Annotated in this window: 16 protein-coding genes and 1 tRNA gene; 7 read left to right on the top strand and 10 right to left on the bottom strand. The window is 72.9% G+C overall.

Annotation, left to right across the window (positions count from 1 at the left end; genetic code table 11):
• Positions 1 to 26 precede the first annotated feature (26 nt).
• The gene (locus ABZ249_RS26905) at positions 27 to 566 is read left to right on the top strand and encodes a bacterial proteasome activator family protein (protein ID WP_355268330.1); all 540 of its coding nucleotides are present in this window, start codon (positions 27 to 29) and stop codon (positions 564 to 566) included.
• 86 nt (positions 567 to 652) lie between these two features.
• Here ABZ249_RS26905 and serS read toward each other — a convergent pair whose 3' ends face one another.
• Positions 653 to 1,918: a serine--tRNA ligase gene (serS, locus tag ABZ249_RS26900; RefSeq protein ID WP_355268327.1), complete on the bottom strand. Its 1,266-nt coding sequence runs from the start codon at positions 1,916 to 1,918 to the stop codon at positions 653 to 655.
• A 137-nt stretch (positions 1,919 to 2,055) separates the two neighbouring features.
• On the opposite strand from serS, the gene ABZ249_RS26895 reads away from it, so the two are divergent.
• The gene (locus tag ABZ249_RS26895) at positions 2,056 to 2,211 is read left to right on the top strand and encodes a hypothetical protein (RefSeq protein WP_355268517.1); all 156 of its coding nucleotides are present in this window, start codon (positions 2,056 to 2,058) and stop codon (positions 2,209 to 2,211) included.
• A gap of 24 nt (positions 2,212 to 2,235) precedes the next feature.
• Here ABZ249_RS26895 and pheA read toward each other — a convergent pair whose 3' ends face one another.
• The 7 genes from pheA to ABZ249_RS26860 form a co-directional block, all read right to left on the bottom strand.
• Entirely contained in the window at positions 2,236 to 3,183 is a 948-nt protein-coding gene (pheA, locus tag ABZ249_RS26890; protein ID WP_355268324.1) for a prephenate dehydratase, read from the bottom strand.
• A 37-nt stretch (positions 3,184 to 3,220) separates the two neighbouring features.
• Entirely contained in the window at positions 3,221 to 3,865 is a 645-nt protein-coding gene (locus ABZ249_RS26885) for a DUF4446 family protein (RefSeq protein ID WP_355268321.1), read from the bottom strand.
• A 69-nt stretch (positions 3,866 to 3,934) separates the two neighbouring features.
• Entirely contained in the window at positions 3,935 to 4,723 is a 789-nt protein-coding gene (locus tag ABZ249_RS26880; RefSeq protein WP_355268318.1) for a glycosyltransferase, read from the bottom strand.
• An 11-nt stretch (positions 4,724 to 4,734) separates the two neighbouring features.
• On the bottom strand, positions 4,735 to 5,091 hold the full coding sequence (locus ABZ249_RS26875) for an STAS domain-containing protein (RefSeq protein ID WP_355268315.1): 357 nt from the start codon (positions 5,089 to 5,091) through the stop codon (positions 4,735 to 4,737).
• A gap of 121 nt (positions 5,092 to 5,212) precedes the next feature.
• Positions 5,213 to 5,845, bottom strand: coding sequence for an ATP-binding protein (locus ABZ249_RS26870; RefSeq protein WP_355268312.1), 633 nt, complete (start codon positions 5,843 to 5,845; stop codon positions 5,213 to 5,215).
• 123 nt (positions 5,846 to 5,968) lie between these two features.
• A complete protein-coding gene (locus ABZ249_RS26865; protein WP_355268309.1) occupies positions 5,969 to 8,017 on the bottom strand; it encodes an ATP-binding protein in 2,049 nt (682 codons plus the stop codon).
• 76 nt (positions 8,018 to 8,093) lie between these two features.
• Entirely contained in the window at positions 8,094 to 8,423 is a 330-nt protein-coding gene (locus tag ABZ249_RS26860; protein ID WP_220564088.1) for a rhodanese-like domain-containing protein, read from the bottom strand.
• Between the two features lie 95 nt (positions 8,424 to 8,518).
• Between ABZ249_RS26860 and ABZ249_RS26855 the strand changes: the two genes are divergently transcribed.
• Positions 8,519 to 9,067 carry an SSI family serine proteinase inhibitor gene (locus tag ABZ249_RS26855; protein WP_355268306.1) on the top strand — a complete coding sequence of 183 codons (549 nt, stop codon included), beginning with the start codon at positions 8,519 to 8,521 and terminating at the stop codon, positions 9,065 to 9,067.
• A gap of 78 nt (positions 9,068 to 9,145) precedes the next feature.
• Here ABZ249_RS26855 and ABZ249_RS26850 read toward each other — a convergent pair whose 3' ends face one another.
• The gene (locus ABZ249_RS26850; protein ID WP_355268303.1) at positions 9,146 to 9,760 is read right to left on the bottom strand and encodes a transcriptional regulator; all 615 of its coding nucleotides are present in this window, start codon (positions 9,758 to 9,760) and stop codon (positions 9,146 to 9,148) included.
• A 270-nt stretch (positions 9,761 to 10,030) separates the two neighbouring features.
• On the opposite strand from ABZ249_RS26850, the gene ABZ249_RS26845 reads away from it, so the two are divergent.
• Positions 10,031 to 12,412 (top strand): glycoside hydrolase family 3 N-terminal domain-containing protein, encoded by a 2,382-nt coding sequence (locus ABZ249_RS26845; RefSeq protein ID WP_355268301.1) that lies wholly within the window; start codon positions 10,031 to 10,033, stop codon positions 12,410 to 12,412.
• 209 nt (positions 12,413 to 12,621) lie between these two features.
• Here ABZ249_RS26845 and ABZ249_RS26840 read toward each other — a convergent pair.
• A tRNA-Leu gene (locus tag ABZ249_RS26840) sits at positions 12,622 to 12,704 on the bottom strand.
• A gap of 268 nt (positions 12,705 to 12,972) precedes the next feature.
• On the opposite strand from ABZ249_RS26840, the gene ABZ249_RS26835 reads away from it, so the two are divergent.
• From ABZ249_RS26835 to ABZ249_RS26825, 3 genes are all read left to right on the top strand, one after another.
• The gene (locus tag ABZ249_RS26835) at positions 12,973 to 13,731 is read left to right on the top strand and encodes a DUF3662 and FHA domain-containing protein (protein ID WP_220565429.1); all 759 of its coding nucleotides are present in this window, start codon (positions 12,973 to 12,975) and stop codon (positions 13,729 to 13,731) included.
• Positions 13,732 to 13,983: 252 nt separating this feature from the next.
• Entirely contained in the window at positions 13,984 to 14,544 is a 561-nt protein-coding gene (locus ABZ249_RS26830) for an FHA domain-containing protein (protein ID WP_277615496.1), read from the top strand.
• Positions 14,541 to 15,938 carry a Stp1/IreP family PP2C-type Ser/Thr phosphatase gene (locus ABZ249_RS26825; protein ID WP_355268298.1) on the top strand — a complete coding sequence of 466 codons (1,398 nt, stop codon included), beginning with the start codon at positions 14,541 to 14,543 and terminating at the stop codon, positions 15,936 to 15,938. The genes ABZ249_RS26830 and ABZ249_RS26825 overlap by 4 nt, the downstream gene beginning before the upstream one ends.
• The last annotated feature ends 4 nt before the right edge of the window (positions 15,939 to 15,942 follow it).

The raw sequence follows: 15,942 nt of genomic DNA, 5'->3' as shown, positions 1-15,942 counted from the left end.
GTCGACGACATTCGGTAAGGGGACACATGAGCAATACGGACGATCCGAACGAGCAGCCCAAGGTCCTGGTCATGGGCGCGAACCCGCACGCGGACGACGACGGGAACGAGGAGCCCCGCACGCTCGCGGACATGGTGGAGCAGCCCGCCAAGGTGATGCGGATCGGCAGCATGATCCGCCAGCTCCTGGAGGAGGTCAAGGCGGCGCCCCTCGACGAGGCCAGCCGCACCCGCCTCAAGGAGATCCACACGTCCTCCATCAAGGAGCTGGAGGACGGCCTGGCGCCGGAGCTGATCGAGGAGCTGGACCGCCTCACCCTGCCGTTCGCGGACGGCAGCGCCCCCAGCGAGGCCGAGCTGCGCATCGCGCAGGCCCAGCTGGTGGGCTGGCTGGAGGGCCTGTTCCACGGGATCCAGACCACCCTGTTCGCCCAGCAGATGGCGGCCCGCGCCCAGCTGGAGAACATGCGCAAGGCCCTGCCCCCGGGCGTCGCGGGCCTGCAGGCCGAGCAGGGCCAGGGCCGGGCGCCGGGCCGCGAGGACGGCAGCTCCGGGCTCTACCTGTAGGGACCCCTCCGGGGAACGCCCCGCACACGCGAGGAGCCCGCCCCCTCATCCTCGGGGACGGGCTCCTCGTGTGCTCCGCGGACGGCCTACTTCCCGACCGGCTCCAGGACGTCGCGGCCCAGGAAGGGGCGCAGCGCCTCGGGGACCACGACCGAGCCGTTCTCCTGCTGGTGGTTCTCCAGGATGGCGACGATCCACCGGGTGGTGGCGAGCGTGCCGTTGAGGGTGGCGGCGAAGCGCGGCTTGCCGTCCTCGTCCCGGAACCGCACGTTGAGGCGGCGGGCCTGGAACTCGGTGCAGTTCGAGGTGGAGGTCAGCTCGCGGTAGGTCCCCTGGGTCGGGACCCACGCCTCGCAGTCGTACTTGCGGGCGGCGCTGGTGCCCAGGTCGCCGGCGGCGATGTCCACGACCCGGTAGGGCAGTTCCAGCTTGTCGAGCATCTCCCGCTCCCAGGCGAGCAGCCGCTTGTGCTCCTCGTGGGCGTTGTCGGGGTGGGTGTAGACGAACATCTCCACCTTGTTGAACTGGTGCACCCGGATGATGCCGCGGGTGTCCTTGCCGTAGGAGCCCGCCTCCCGGCGGAAGCACGGCGACCAGCCGATGTACCGGTTGGGCAGGGCGTCGGCGGGCAGGATCTCCCCGGCGTGGTACCCGGCCAGCGGCACCTCGGAGGTGCCCACCAGGTAGAGGTCGTCGGCGGGCAGCCGGTACACCTCGTCGGCGTGGGCCCCCAGGAAGCCGGTGCCCTCCATGGTCTCGGGCTTGACCAGGACGGGCGGGATCATCGGGACGAACCCGGCCGCGACGGCCTGGTTCATGGCCATGTTCAGCAGCGCCAGCTCCAGCTGGGCGCCGACCCCGGTGAGGAAGTAGAAGCGCGCCCCGGACACCTTGGCGCCGCGCTCCATGTCGATGGCGCCGAGCTTCTCGCCCAGCTCCAGGTGGTCGCGCGGGGTGAAGTCGAACGTGCGCGGGGTGCCGACGGTCTCCAGCACCCGGAAGTCGTCGACACCGCCCTCGGGGGCACCCTCCTCGACGAGGTTGGGCACCGCGGCCACGGCCCGGTCGAGTTCGGCGGCGAGGCGGTCGGCCTCGGCCTCGGCGGCCTTGACCTCGGCGGCCAGCCCCTTGGCACGGGCCAGCAGCGCCTCGCGCTCCTCGGGGGACGCCTTGGAGACCGACTTGCCCACGCTCTTCTGCTCGGCCCGCAGGGTCTCGAACCGGGTGAGCGCGGAGCGCCGCTCGGAGTCCAGTTCGAGCAGCCGGTCGGCGACGGAGGGGTCCTCCCCGCGTGCGCGCTGCGAGGCGCGGAGTCGTTCGGGGTCTTCTCGGAGAGCGCGAAGGTCGATCACGTCTTGCAGATTACCGTTCGGTCCGGCCCCCGCCGACATCTTTTCCGGGTTCGCGTCATGAACGCGGTGTCACCACGTCCTCACGATGAGACATCACCGGTTCCGGGGAGGGGACGGCAGTGAAACCGTTGAGCGAGATGACCACCGAGGAACTGAGCGCCGCGCTGGAGGCGCTCGACACCGAGCGGCCGCGCGACACCGCGCTGCGGCTGGCGCTCTACCTGGAGCTGCGCCGGGCCGCGGCGGAGGAGTGGGTGTTCGAGGCCGAGGGCGGCGACGTCCTGGACGACTGAACCCGGGTGGCCCTCCGGGGGAGGTCAGTCGACGCCGCCGGAGCGGATCCGCGCCAGCCACCGCTCCGACTCGGCGTAGTCGGCCTCGGTGGCGGGTCGGGGGCGCAGCGGCGGGTCGAGCTCGGTGGCCCGCCCGCTGCGCGGGTAGCTGCCCAGGAAGCGGACGTCGCGGCAGACCCGGCGCAGCCCCATCAGGGCCTCGCCGACGCGCGCGTCGGCCACGTGCCCCTCCGCGTCGATGCAGAAGCAGTAGCTGCCCAGCCCGTCGCCGGTGGGACGCGACTCCAGCCGGGTGAGGTTGACCCCGCGCACCGCGAACTGGGTGAGGACCTCGATGAGCGCGCCCGGGTGGTCGTCGGCGATGAACGCGACCACCGACGTCAGGTCGGCGCCGGTCGGCGCGGTCGGGCGGCCCGGCCGGGACAGGTAGATGAACCGGGTGGCGGCGTCGGCGCGGTCGCCCACCCCGGTGGCCAGGGCGTGCAGCCCGTAGCGCTCACCGGCGATGACGGCGCAGATGGCGGCGTCGTAGGGCGCGCCGGGCTCGGAGACGCTGCGGGCGGCGGCGGCCGTGGACGAGACGGTGTGCGTCTCGGCGTCGGGCAGGTGCCGCGCCAGCCAGCCCCGACACTGGGCCAGGGCGTGCGGGTGGGTGGCCACCGTCTTGACGTCGTGCAGCGTGACGCCGGGCCGCGCGAACAGCGCGAACTCCACCGGGACCGCGGTCTCTCCGCTGATGACCAGGGGCTCGCCGTTGATGAGCTCGGCGATGGTGGAGGTGACGCCGCCCTCGACCGAGTTCTCCAGGGGCACGACGCCGCCCTCGACCGCGCCGGAGCGGACGGCGTCGAAGACCGCGGCGACCCCCTCGCAGGGGACGCGCGCGGCGACGGGCGCGTCGGGGCGCAGGGCCCGCAGCGCGGCCTCGGTGAAGGTGCCCTCGGGGCCGAGGTAGGCGTAACGGTTGGGCATGGTGTTCAGGCTATACGCACGCGGGACGGCGGGGCGGTCACTCGGGGCCGCTGCGCGGCGCGGGCGCCCTGCGCAGGCCCGTGCGGGACTGCGGGTCGGTGTCGTCGGCGTCGATGTCGGGCACCGCGACGATGTCCCTCTTCTCCCCGGCCGGCTCGGCGTCCCCCTTCTCCACGGCCTCCCCGCCGGGCTCCGGGGCCTCGGGGTCGGGGACGACGGTGACCGGGTCCTCGGCGTCCTCGGCGACCACCGGGCCGGAGACCCGCGGGGCGGGCACGGTCGTGCCGATGCCCTCGCCCAGCCGGGCGGCCCGCACGACGCGGTACTCCTCCGGGCTGAGCAGGGTCTCGGACTCGCCGCGCACCACGGCCTTGGCGTAGGTGCGCGACTCGGTCCGGCCGTTGATGGAGGTGACGACCACTCCGTCGCCGTCGCCGTTGAGCAGGGCGAGGGAGAAGGAGCGCGCCCCGGACATCTCCTCCAGGGCGTCGTAGTGGAGCACCGCCATGTCGCGCACGGCGAGCGGGTCGGTGCCGCCGACCTGTGCGGAGGCGGCGGCGCGTTGGGCGAGCACACGGGTGTCGGCATCGATGGCGCGGGCCCTGGCCAGCGCGTACCCGCCCAGGGCGAGTCCGCCCAGACCCGTGAGCACGCCCGCGACGGCCAGGATCATGGTGAACATTCTGTGAGCGTATCGCCACCGAGAGCGCCAGCGGTGTCACTATCGGCGATTTCGCGGAGAAAGGGTCTCCTATCCCCGCCTGCCACGGCCTCCGGACAGGACACGCCGTACGGCGGGTCGCACCCGGCGGGCGGCCAGCGCCCGCAGCACGTCGACGAACTGGTGCGCCCGGTGCAGCTGGGCGCGCAGGTCGGTGCCGGTGGCCCGGTGCTCCAGGGGCACCTCGACCTCGATCACCCGCAGCCCGGCGCGCAGCACGTCGATGGTCAGCCCGGTCTCCACCCCGAATCCCGGGGCGAGCGGCCGGGCCGCCTCGAACGCGGCGCGGGTGATGCAGCGCTGTCCGTTGAGCGGCTGCTCGGGCTCCCACCCGGTCGCCCGGCGCACGCCGCCGCGGGCCAGGCGCACCACGAACCCGTGGCCGCCCAGGCGCAGCCGGGTGGCGGGGAACAGCGCGATGGCCATGTCGGCCTTGCCCTCGACGACCGGCTCCACCAGCGGTGCCGCCCCGGCGGCGGACGCCTCCAGGTCGGCGTCGAGGAAGAGCAGGTGCCGGGGCGGGCGGATCCCGTCGGCGCCCTCCTCGTGCTCCTCGATGAGCCGGACGCCCTCGGCCCCGGTCTCCATCGCCGCGCCCTTGCCCCGGTTGCGGTTGTGCCGGAGCACCCGGGCGCCGGCCTCCAGGGCCACCTCCGAGGTGCGGTCCGTGGACCCGTCGTCGACCACGACGACCAGGTCCACCCCGGGCAGCGCCCGGACGGCGGCCACGGTGCGCCCGACGCGGGCCTCCTCGTCCTTGGCCGCGATCACCACGGCGACCCCCGCCGCTCCGGGTCCGCCGACTTCGCCCCGTGTCACCGCGGTCCGGCCTACGGGGCTGTTCCGGTCCCCGCGGCCACCGGCAGTGCGTCGGTGTCGGGGTGGATGACGAAGACCTCGTGCAGGCCGGTGACCTCCAGGACCTTCATGACGGCCGGCTTGGGGGCCACCAGCTCCAGGTCGCCGCCCTTGTCGCGGGAGCGCTTCATCGCCGAGAGCAGGACGCTGATGCCGGTCGAGTCGCAGAACTCGGTCGACGACATGTCGATGACCAGCCTCCGGGCCCCCTCGTCGAGGGCCGTGATGAGCTCGTCGCGCAATCGGGGTGCCGTGTACAGGTCGATCTCGCCTCCGACGGTTACCACCGCGAGGTCATCTTGAGATCGGCTCGATATCTTCAACTCCACAGTCGTGACTGTAGCGGCCAGGTCCTGGCCGGGCCACCTCGTTGACGGTGTTTCGCGACATCGGTCACGTTCCCTCCCGGCGCCCCGGCAACGGGCCGTGCGGGCGGCGGGTTCAGAGCGGTCAGAGCAGGGCGCCGCGGGCGCGTCCCCCGTCGTGGACCGTGAAGGGCAGCGACACCACGGGGCCGCCGGCGCGCGGGTCCCGGGCCCGGCCGGTCGTCCCGGCGGCCGGTGCGGCGGTGCCGGCCTCGGCGCCCGCCTCCCGTACGGCGCGGCCGACGTCCTCGGCGGGCAGGTCCAGGACGGCCCAGACCGTGGTGGTGGTCGCGTCCATCTCGGTGCCCCAGCGCCCGGCCAGGTGCTGGACGATCCCCAGTCCGCGCCCGCCCAGGCCGGCGGTGCCCGGGTCGGCGACCCGGGGCATGGTGGTGGAGCCGCCGTCGCGGACGGAGATCTCCAGCCAGCCGCCGGGGCCGGAGGCGTCCGTCTCGGCCCGCCAGGCGACGCCGACGCTGTTGGCCGGGTTGGCGGGGGTGGGCAGGGGGCTGGCGTGGCGCAGCGCGTTGCTGACCAGTTCGCTGATGATGAGGGCGGCGTCGTCGATGCACTCCTCGGCGACGCCCAGGGAGCGCAGGTCGTCACCCAGCCGGCGGCGCGCGTCCATGACGGTGGTGGGGACGTAGGGGAGGATGACGTGCCGTTCGACCTTGGTGGGGTGCTCCCCCGGGTCGAACGGGGTGTGATCTCCTGACACGGCTTTCGTCCCTGCGCGTTCGTGCTCTGGTGCGGTCCGGAACCCGCCCGTTGTGTGACGGCGAATTCCGCCAGGGGTGGAAATGCCCCGATCACCTCGAACGGAAACCAACGCCCCGGTGAATCACACGGGTCGGCCGGCCTTGGGGCGCGTGGATCGCTGACGTGGAAGGGGTTCGGGGCCGGTTGAGATTTTCGGCGACTCCTGGGGCGCGGGTGGCCCCTGGGGCGCCTCCCGTCCGGTCACGCCGACCCGGACCGCCGCCACCCCGGGCGGTTCGACGACCGCGCCGTCGTCGCCGTCCCCGAGGGGGCCGGGGCCCTCGCCCCGGTGCAGCGGCAGGGTGAAGCACATGCGGGTGCCGCGCTCCAGCCTGCGCGCCGTGACGTCCCCGCCCTGGTCCTGGGCGAGTTTCCGCACGATGTACAGCCCCAGTCCCAGGCCGCCGAAACGCCGCCGGTCGCCGCGCACCCCGCCCTGGAAGAACCGGTCGAACACCCGCTCCTCGTCTCCCGGGCGCAGGCCGGGGCCGTCGTCGTCCACGGAGACCGCGACGGCGTCGCCCTCCACCGCCACCGCGACGTGCACCGTGCCGCCCTCGGGGGAGAACTTGATGGAGTTGTCCAGCAGCTGGTCCATGATGATGCCGGTGGCCAGCGGGTCGGCGAACACGGTGGGCAGGCCCTCGGGCGCGCTCAGCACCACGTCGTGCCGGTCCGACAGGGACCGGAACGTCATCACGGCCTGGCGCAGCACGCGGGGCAGCTCGAACGGGACCGGGTTGACGTCCAGCTCGCCCCGGGAGGCGTCGGAGCCGAGGCTGAGCCGCTCCACCAGCAGGGTCAGCGCCGTGGACCGGTCCACGATGTTGCCCACCGCCTCGCGCTGGGCCTCCGAGCTCATCCGCGACCACTTGCGGATCAGCGTGGTGGCGAAGCCGTGGATCGCGGTGATGGGGGTGCGCAGCTCGTGGCCGGTGGTGGCGAGGAACGCCTCGCGCTCGTCCTCCATGGCCTTCTGCGCCGTGATGTCGCGGAAGTCCACCACCCACTCGTGGGTGCGGGGGATGCGGGCCATGAGGATCTCCAGCCAGCGCCCGTCCTTGAGCCGGTGCTTGATGGGGCGGCCGTGGCAGGCGGGGATCGGGAACGGCGGGTGGCGGCCCTCCACCACCTCGGCCGGGTAGCCGGTCAGCTCGACGGCGGAGCGGTTCCACTTGCGGACCCGGCCTCCGAAGTCCAGCACGGCGATGCCGTCGGCGCTGGAGTCGGCCACCGCCTGCTCGTGGACCCGCTGGTGGTTGAGCTCCTCGTAGGCCATGGCGTTGCCGATGGCCACCCCGGCGTGGGCGGCCAGCAGTTCCAGCAGTTCGAGCTCGACGTGGCCGACCCGGCGCTGGCTGTAGAGCGCGTACAGGCCGCCGTAGGGGCGGCCGTGCACGTTGGAGGCGCACAGGGCGATGGTGTGCAGTCCCGGCAGGTCGGCCCAGACCAGGTCCTGTAGGCCGCGGGTGTCCTCGTTGGCGAGCAGCACCGACTTGCCGCTGCGCAGCAGCTCGCCGAACAGGCTGGTCTCCAGCGGGGCGCTGTAACCCTGGAGCTCGTCGGAGAGCCGGGTGATGCTCACCAGCTCCACCCGGTCCTCGTTGAGCAGCACGAAGCCGCCGGCATCGGCCCCGGTGAGCTCGGTGATGGCGCTGGAGATGCGGTCGAGCACCGATTGCAGGCTCAGGTCGGCGTTGATGTCGACGACCACGTCGGTGAGGCGGCGCACCAGGCGGGCGCGCTCCATGGCGGCGGTGTGCGCCTGCGCCTCGTTGTCCGTGGGGTAGAGGGTGAGCACCCAGCCGGCGTGCCCGCCGTCGTCGGCGGGCAGCGCGGCGGTGCTGATCCGCACGTCGATCGGGGTGCCGTCGTTGCGCACGCGACGGCTGTGAATGGTGAGGGAGGGGCCGGCGCGCACCTGTTCGAGCACCGCGCCGTGTTCGGCCTTCAGCTCCGCGGGGACGATCGGCAGCGCGCCCCCGAGCACCTCGCGGGCCCGCCAGCCGAACAGTCGCTCGGCCGCCGGGTTCCACAGGAACACCCGGAGTTCGCTGTCGAGACCGACCACCGCGTCCGCCGACGAGGCCAGCACGGCTTCGGCGCTGAGGGGCGCGCGCTCGGAACTCACGACGTCATAGTGCCACCCGAGGGCCCCGCGGGGCAGGGCTTTGGGCAATCCGATCGCTTTCCGGCCCCGATGCGACTCAGATCACCCTCGGTTCGGCGTCGGAGCCGGCCTCCATGTCCAGTCCGGCGCGCTCCCAGGACTGCATGCCGCCGGCGACGTTGACCGTGTTCCAGCCCGCGTTGTTGAGCGCGGCCACGGCCTGGGCCGAGCGGCCGCCCGCGCGGCAGACCACGTACACCTTGCGGTCCTGCGGGATCTCGCCGGCCCGGGTGTTGAGCAGGCCGAGCGGGATGTGCACGGCGGTGGGCGCGTGGCCCGCCTCCCACTCGTCGTTCTCGCGTACGTCGAGCAGGTAGCCGTCCTCGGGCACCTCGGTGACGCCGACCTCGGGCACGTTGCCGAACATCCATGACCTCCATCAGATCCGTCCGCTCCGGAGATCCTCCGGAGATTTCTCCCGGGGGGAGGGAACCGTGTGTGACGCGGCGGCGTCCAAGCGTCATGGCTCAGCACACCATCGCGACGGCCCTGCCGACCCGCCTCGCCGCGCTCGCGGCCCTCGGCCTGCTCCTGACGGCCTGCGGCAACGAGCCCGCCGAGGTGGGCGCCCCGGCGCCCGGGTCCGACGAATCCAGTCCCTCCGCCCCCGACCAGGATGCCCCCTCCGCGGAGGAGGAGGGTACCGAATCCCCCCAGGAGGCGCCCGACGGCGGCTCCGCCACCGAACTGACCATCGAGCGCTCCCTCAGCGACGAGGGCGGCCTCTCCCCCGAATCCGGCTTCGAGGAGGGGGTGTGGACGCTCACCTGCTCCCCCGAGGGCGGCGACCACCCCGACCCGGAGGCCGCGTGCGCGGAGATCGGGGAGGTCGGGACCGACCCGTTCCTGCTCGACACCACCGACATGATGTGCACGATGCAGATCGGCGGGCCCGAGGTGGTCCGGGTGACCGGCCACATCGGCGACACCGAGGTCGACACCGAGTTCAACAAGAGCAACGGCTGCGAGATCGACCGCTTCGCCGACGTCGAGGCCGTCATCAACCCCTGACCGGGCGGCTTCACGGGGGTGCGGGCCGACGGCCCGCACCCCTTTCCCGTCGGGGCGGAGGCGGGGGAGGGGCCGGGGTCAGCCGGTGTACGGGGTGTCCCAGAAGGCGAGCTCGTGGCGCATGCCCTCGCGGAAGAAGCGCTCGGCGCGCTCGGGGTCGGGGTCCGCCTCCTCCAGCATCCGCCCGTACCGCTCGGTCAGCTCGGTGAACCCGGGGTCGGCGTAGGTGTCCACCCAGCGGCGGTAGCGCGGTTCGGCCGGCCGGTTCCGGGCCAGGGCGATGCCCAATCGGTTGTAGCCCCACATGCACGGGTAGACGGCGGCGAGGCCGTCGCGGTAGTCGGCCGCGGCGTCGATGATCCAGGCGGTGTAGGCGGCGCAGGCCGGCCCCTTGTCGCGCGTGGTGAGGTCGGCGCCGAACTCCCCGGACAGGGAGCGGTGCAGTTCCAGCTCCTCGTTGAGGGTGCTGTGCGCGATGCCCACCAGGTCGGCGAGGTGCGCGTCGGGCGCCTGCCAGGCCAGCCGGGAGAAGGCGCGGGCGTAGTCGAGCAGGTAGAGGTGGTCCTGCTCCAGCCAGTAGCGGAAGGCGCGGTCGTCGAGGTCGCCGCGGGCGATGCCGGCGACGGTCGGGTGCGCGAGCTGTTCGGCGACCATCGGCCGCCCGATCTCGTGAAGGCGTTCGGTGATTCCCACGCCCGCAGTGTGTCATCTGTCCGGTTCGGGCGGAGCGGGCGCCCCCGCCGCCACGGGGCTCCGAAATTTTCGGAGCACACTCCCGTCGACACTCAAGGGACCTTCGTCTACATACCGTAATGAACAGGCAGTTTTCCCCAGGCAGTCGCACGCCCTGTGATTCACCTCTCTTCTCTCCTTGACCCGACTGCCCGCCGAACGTACATTCTCGTTCCATTGGTTTCGATAAAACTTCCGAAACTTTCTGGACCACGGAAAGGGCACCTCCCGATGACCCCACCCCCCGAACCCCTGGACGGTGCCTGGCGGGACACCTCCCTGCCCGACGGCGAGCGGGTCGACCACCTGCTCGCCGCCATGACCCTGGAGGAGAAGGCGGCCCAGCTCAACGGCGTCTGGGTGAGCGCCGACGCCTCCGGCGCCCCGGTCGCCCCCCACCAGCACGACGCCTCCCGTGAACCCCTCGCCTGGGAGAAGGTGATCGAGAACGGCCTGGGCCAGCTCACCCGGCCCTTCGGCACCGCCCCGGTGGACCCGGTCGCGGGCCGCGCCTCCCTGGCCCGCAGCCAGCGCGAGGTCATGGCCGCCAACCGGTTCGGCATCCCGGCCATCGCACACGAGGAGTGCCTGACCGGCCTGGCCGCCTGGCGGGCCACCATCCACCCGGTCCCGCCGGCCTGGGGCGCCGCCTTCGACCCCGGCCTCGTCGAGCGCATGGCCGCGGGCATCGGCGGGACCATGCGCCGGCTCGGCGTCCACCAGGGGCTCGCCCCCGTCCTGGACGTCGCCCGCGACCTGCGCTGGGGCCGCGTCGAAGAGACCATCGGCGAGGACCCCTACCTGGTGGCCACCATCGGCGCCGCCTACGTGCGCGGGCTCCAGTCGGCCGGGGTCATCGCCACCCTCAAGCACTTCGCCGGGTACGCCGCCTCCCGGGCCGGGCGCAACCACGCCCCGGTGTCCGTCGGCCCCCGCGAGTTCGCCGACGTCGTCCTGCCCCCGTTCGAGGCGGCCGTACGCGAGGGCGCCGGGTCCGTCATGAACTCCTACAACGACAACGACGGGCTCCCGGCCGCCGCCGACCGCCGGCTGCTCACCGGGCTGCTGCGCGACCGCTGGGGGTTCGAGGGCACCCTCGTCTCCGACTACTTCGCCGTCACCTTCCTGGACACCGTGCACCGGGTCGCAGGGGACCCCGGGCACGCGGGCGCCCTGGCCCTGGAGGCCGGCGTGGACGTCGAGCTGCCCGACCCGCACTGCTACGGCGACCGGCTCGTCGCCCTGGTCCGCGCCGGAGAGCTCGACGAGGCGCTGGTCGACCGCTCCGCCCGCCGCGTCCTGCTGCACAAGTGCTCGCTGGGCATGCTGGACCCCGGCTGGTCGCCCGACCCGGACGACTCCCCCGTCGACCTCGACCCGGCGGAGCAGCGCGCCCTCGCCCGCGCGCTGGCCGAGCGCTCCATCGTCCTGCTCGACAACCCGCGCGGGGTCCTGCCGCTGGCCGCCCCGCGCACGCTGGCCCTGGTCGGGCCGCTCGCCGACACCCCCGACGCCATGTTCGGCTGCTACACCTTCCCGGCCCACGTGGGCCGCAACCACCCCGGCACCCCGCTGGGCGTGGACGTCCCCACCGTGCACGAGGCGCTGCGCGGCGAGCTGCCCGAGACCCGGATCGTCCACGCGCAGGGGTGCTCCGTGGACGGGCCCGGGACCGAGGGGTTCGACTCCGCCCTGGCGGCGGCCCGGGAGGCCGACGTGTGCGTGGTGGTGCTCGGCGACCGCAGCGACCTGTTCGGCCGCGGCACCTCGGGCGAGGGCTGCGACGCCGAGGACCTGCGCCTGCCCGGGGTCCAGCAGGAGCTGTGGGAGGCGCTGGTCGCCACCGGCACCCCCGTGGTCGCCGTCCTGGTCACCGGCCGCCCCTACGCCCTGGGCGCGGTCGCCGACGCCTCGGCCGCGGTCGTGCAGGCGTTCATGCCCGGGGAGGAGGGCGCCTCCGCCATCGCCGGGGTGCTGTCCGGCCGGATCGGCCCGGGGGGACGGCTGCCCCTCTCCGTCCCGCGCTCCCCCGGCGGCCAGCCCGCCACCTACCTGGGCGCGCCCCTGGCCCGGCGCAGCGAGGTCAGCTCGGTCGACCCCACTCCCCGCCACCCCTTCGGGCACGGCCTGACCTACACCTCCTTCTCCTGGGAGGACCCGCGGGTCGGCGGCCGCCCCTTCGACGGCGCCCCGGTGTCCGTCCCCACCGACGGCGAGGTGACCGTGGGCTGCACCGTCCGCAACACCGGCCACCTGCCCGGGACGGAGGTGGTCCAGGTGTACCTGCACGACCCGGTGGCACGGGTGGCGCTGCCGGTACGGCGGCTGGTGGGCTACGCGCGGATCGACCTGGAGCCGGGGGAGGCGCGCGCCGTCGACTTCACCGTCCACGCCGACCAGTCCTCCTACACCGGGCCGGACGGGGTGCGCGCCGTCGACCCGGGCCGGCTGGAGCTGTCGCTGGCGGCGTCCTCCGAGGACCTCCGCCACACCTTCCCCGTGGACCTGGCGGGCCCCGCCCGCACCGTCGACCACACCCGTCGCCTCACCTGCGCGGTGCGGCTGGACCCGGTGGACGGTGAGGCCGCGGCGCACGGCGGCCCGGGCCGCTGAGGACGGCGGCGGAGCGGACGGGGAGAAGAAGAGGGACGGAAAGAGGGGAGAGGGGGACCCGTCCGGTGGACGCGGGGCGCGCCCGTGGCCGGGAACGGCCACGGGTCCCCGTGCGGGCGCCCACCGGCCCCGCGGGCCCCGTCGGACCGGGGCCCGGGCAAAAGAAGAACCCGGTGGTGATCGTCTCGCGATCTCCACCGGGTATCTTGTGGGCGAGGAGGGATTTGAACCCTCACATCCTTTCGGACACACGGACCTGAACCGTGCGCGTCTACCGTTCCGCCACCCGCCCGAGTGACTGCATTCAGTTGTGTTGCCAGGTGATCCGGGCTTTTCGTCCGTTTCCCCCTGGCGACATGGATAAGGCTAGCACGCTCTGAGCGCGGGTCGCACATCGTTTCCCGGGACCCCCTCCGGACCCCTCCGGAGCCCCGGCCGCCCCTCCCGCGGGGGCCCACCGCCCCTCTTGCGGGGGTACGTATGAAACCAGGGGCACCATCGCCCGGTTACGATCGTCTACACATACGGATGTGGAGTACAAAGGGAGGTAGCTCGTGGGAGTGCTCCAACGCTTCGAGCGCAGGCTTGAGGGCATGATCGAAGGCACCTTCGCGATGGCCTTCAAGTCCGAGTTGCAACCGGTCGAGGTGGCGAGTGCGGTCCAGCGGGAGATGGACGAGCGCGCGGCGATCGTCGCCCAGGGCCGGACCCTGGTCCCCAACGACTTCATCGTCGAACTGGCGGCCAGCGACAAGGAGCGCCTGGAGGTCTACGCGGACAGCCTCGGCCAGGAGCTCTCCAAGCTCGCCCGCGACTACGCGACCGAACAGGGCTACTCCTTCGTCGGTCCGGTACGGGTCCACTTCAGGTCCGACGAGGGCCTCAAGACCGGCCGCTTCCGCATCCGTTCCGGTGTGGTCCGCGGAACGATGGTGAGCAAGGAGGGCGAGGTCCGCACCCCGGTGGGCGACCCCGCGCCCGGCGCGCAGCGCCAGGCCGGCCGTCCCCGCCTGCTGATCTCCCCCGGCGGCGCCACCGCCGAGGGCAGCATCGCCAGCCACGGGATGCAGCAGTCCTTCGAGCTGACCACCCCGGTCACGCTCCTGGGCCGCGGCACCGACTGCGACCTGCGCCTGGTCGACAACGGCGTCTCGCGCCACCACGTGGAGATCCGCCTGGACGGCGACGAGGCGATCCTGGTCGACAAGGGCTCCACCAACGGGACCTTCGTCAACGGCCAGCAGGTGCGCCAGGCCCGTCTGGTGGACGGCACGCGGATCAGCCTCGGCCGCACCACCATGACCTTCCGACGCGACTGAGCCGAAGACCGGCAACAGTCGAGGACTCCGGCCGGCCGGCGCGATCCGGGCGCAACCAACACCGTCGCGTCGGCGTCACAAAGGTCAAGTCCGGGGTCGGGTCCATTCGGACCTGCTGTCGGATATCCGGCCGGGAAGGTAGTCTCCGCGAAGACCCGACCGATCGGGCACAATGGCCGCGACCCGACGGTCCGCGGACCAGCGACCTCAACTCACCGGAACGAAGGTGGGGAAGACACGGTGGCGGCGCCGATGACCGCCACCCCGGCCGGAGCACGACAGGGGCTGAAGAGCAGTTCGATGTCCAACTTGACCCTCATACTGATCAAGATCGCGTACCTCGCGGTGCTTTGGCTGTTCATCCTCATGGCGATCGGTGTGGTCCGCACCGACCTCTTCGGTCCCTCCAAACGCAAGCCGAAGAAGAAGCCGCGCCCCGCCCCCCGGCAGGCACCGCGCGGCGGCGGCACCCCCTCGCACTCGGGTGCCGCTCCCGCCCGCCCCCAGCGCCCGCGCCGGAACGAGCCCTCCATCCTCGCCGTCACCCAGGGTCCGCTGGCGGGCACCACCGTCCCGCTCGCGTCCCAGCCCATCCTCATCGGGCGCGCGCCCGACTCGACGCTCGTCATCACCGACGACTACGCGTCGGGCCGCCACGCGCGCGTCTACTCCGACAACGGCCGCTGGTTCGTCGAGGACCTCAACTCGACCAACGGCACCTACCTCGGCCAACAGAAGCTGAACCGCCCCCAGCCCATCACGGTGGGTCAGCCCATCCGTATCGGCAAGACCGTCCTGGAACTGCGCAAATGACAATCGCTCTCCGATACGCGGCGTACTCCGACGTAGGATGCCTCCGCGAAGGCAACGAAGACTCCGGCTACGCAGGCCAGCACCTGCTCGCAGTGGCGGACGGCATGGGCGGCTACGCCGGCGGCGAGGTGGCCAGTTCCATCGCGATCTCCTCGATCAGCCGCCTCGACGCCGAGGACCACCCCGCCGACGAGATGGCCGAGGCCCTCCAGCAGGCCGTCGAGCAGGCCAACGCCTCCCTGTCCCGGCGGATCATGGAGGAGCCCCGGCTGGAGAACATGGGCACCACCCTGACCGCCATGCTGTGGTCGGGTCCCCGGGTCGCCCTCATCCACATCGGCGACTCCCGCGCCTACCTGCTGCGCGGCTCGCGCTTCGAGCAGATCACCCACGACCACACCCTGGTGCAGACCCTCGTCGACGAGGGCAAGATCACCGAGGAGGAGGTCGCGACCCACCCGCAGCGGTCCCTGATCCTGCGCGCCCTCGACGGCAAGAGCCCGGTCGACCCCGACATCTCCATCAGCGAGGCCAAGGTCGGCGACCGCTACCTGCTGTGCTCCGACGGCCTGTCCGGTGTGGTCAGCAAGAAGACCATCCACGAGACCCTGGCCACCGAGCCCGACCTGCGCTCGGCCGCCAAGAAGCTCATCGACCTGGCCATCCGCGGCGGCGGCCCGGACAACATCACCGCGGTCATCGCCGACGTGATCGAGACCGACGCCGACCGCGAGGGCCCCACCCGCGCCGCCCAGGTGGTCGGCGCCGCCGACCAGCGCCGGGACATGATGGAGCAGGGGCAGGACAGCCCCGCCAGACGCGCCCAGGAGCTGCGCTCCACCGGCGGCGACACCGCCGAGATGGACCCCGTCGTCGACGAGCCGGCCTACGCCGGCGCCCCGGCGCCGAGCGGCCCCCCGGTGGGCGGCGCCTACGCCGCCGCCCCCTACGAGGAGCAGCCCTACGCCGAGTACGAGGAGCCCCCGGCCCCGCGCCGCCCGCGCGGAGGGAACGGCGAGCCGGAGCTCCAGACCCGCCGCTGGTGGCCGATGATCGTCGGCTTCCTGGTCATCGTCGCCCTCGTCGCCGGCGCGGGCTACTACTTCGGGCGCCAGTACATCGACTCCCAGTACTTCATCGCGCCGTCCGAGTCGGGGCAGAACGTCGCGATCTACCGCGGCATCAACACCGACATCGCCGGCTTCAGCCTCTCCGAGGAGGTCGAGGACTCCGGGCTCGCGCTGGACACGCTCTCCGAGGCCGAGCGCCAGTCCATCGAGAACAACATCCCGGCCGACGACCTCCAGGACGCGCGGCAGCGGGTGGAGGACCTCCGCGAGAGCACCGCCGCCGAGGGCGGACAGGGCACGGGGACCGAGGAAGGAAGCGGGTGAGGCC

Source organism: Nocardiopsis sp. NPDC006139 (assembly GCF_040614155.1).
In the GTDB taxonomy this organism is placed as follows: Bacteria; Actinomycetota; Actinomycetes; order Streptosporangiales; family Streptosporangiaceae; genus Nocardiopsis; species Nocardiopsis changdeensis.
The sequence above is the reverse complement of the archived record's forward strand: the minus strand, read 5'-3'. Positions and strand labels throughout refer to the sequence as shown.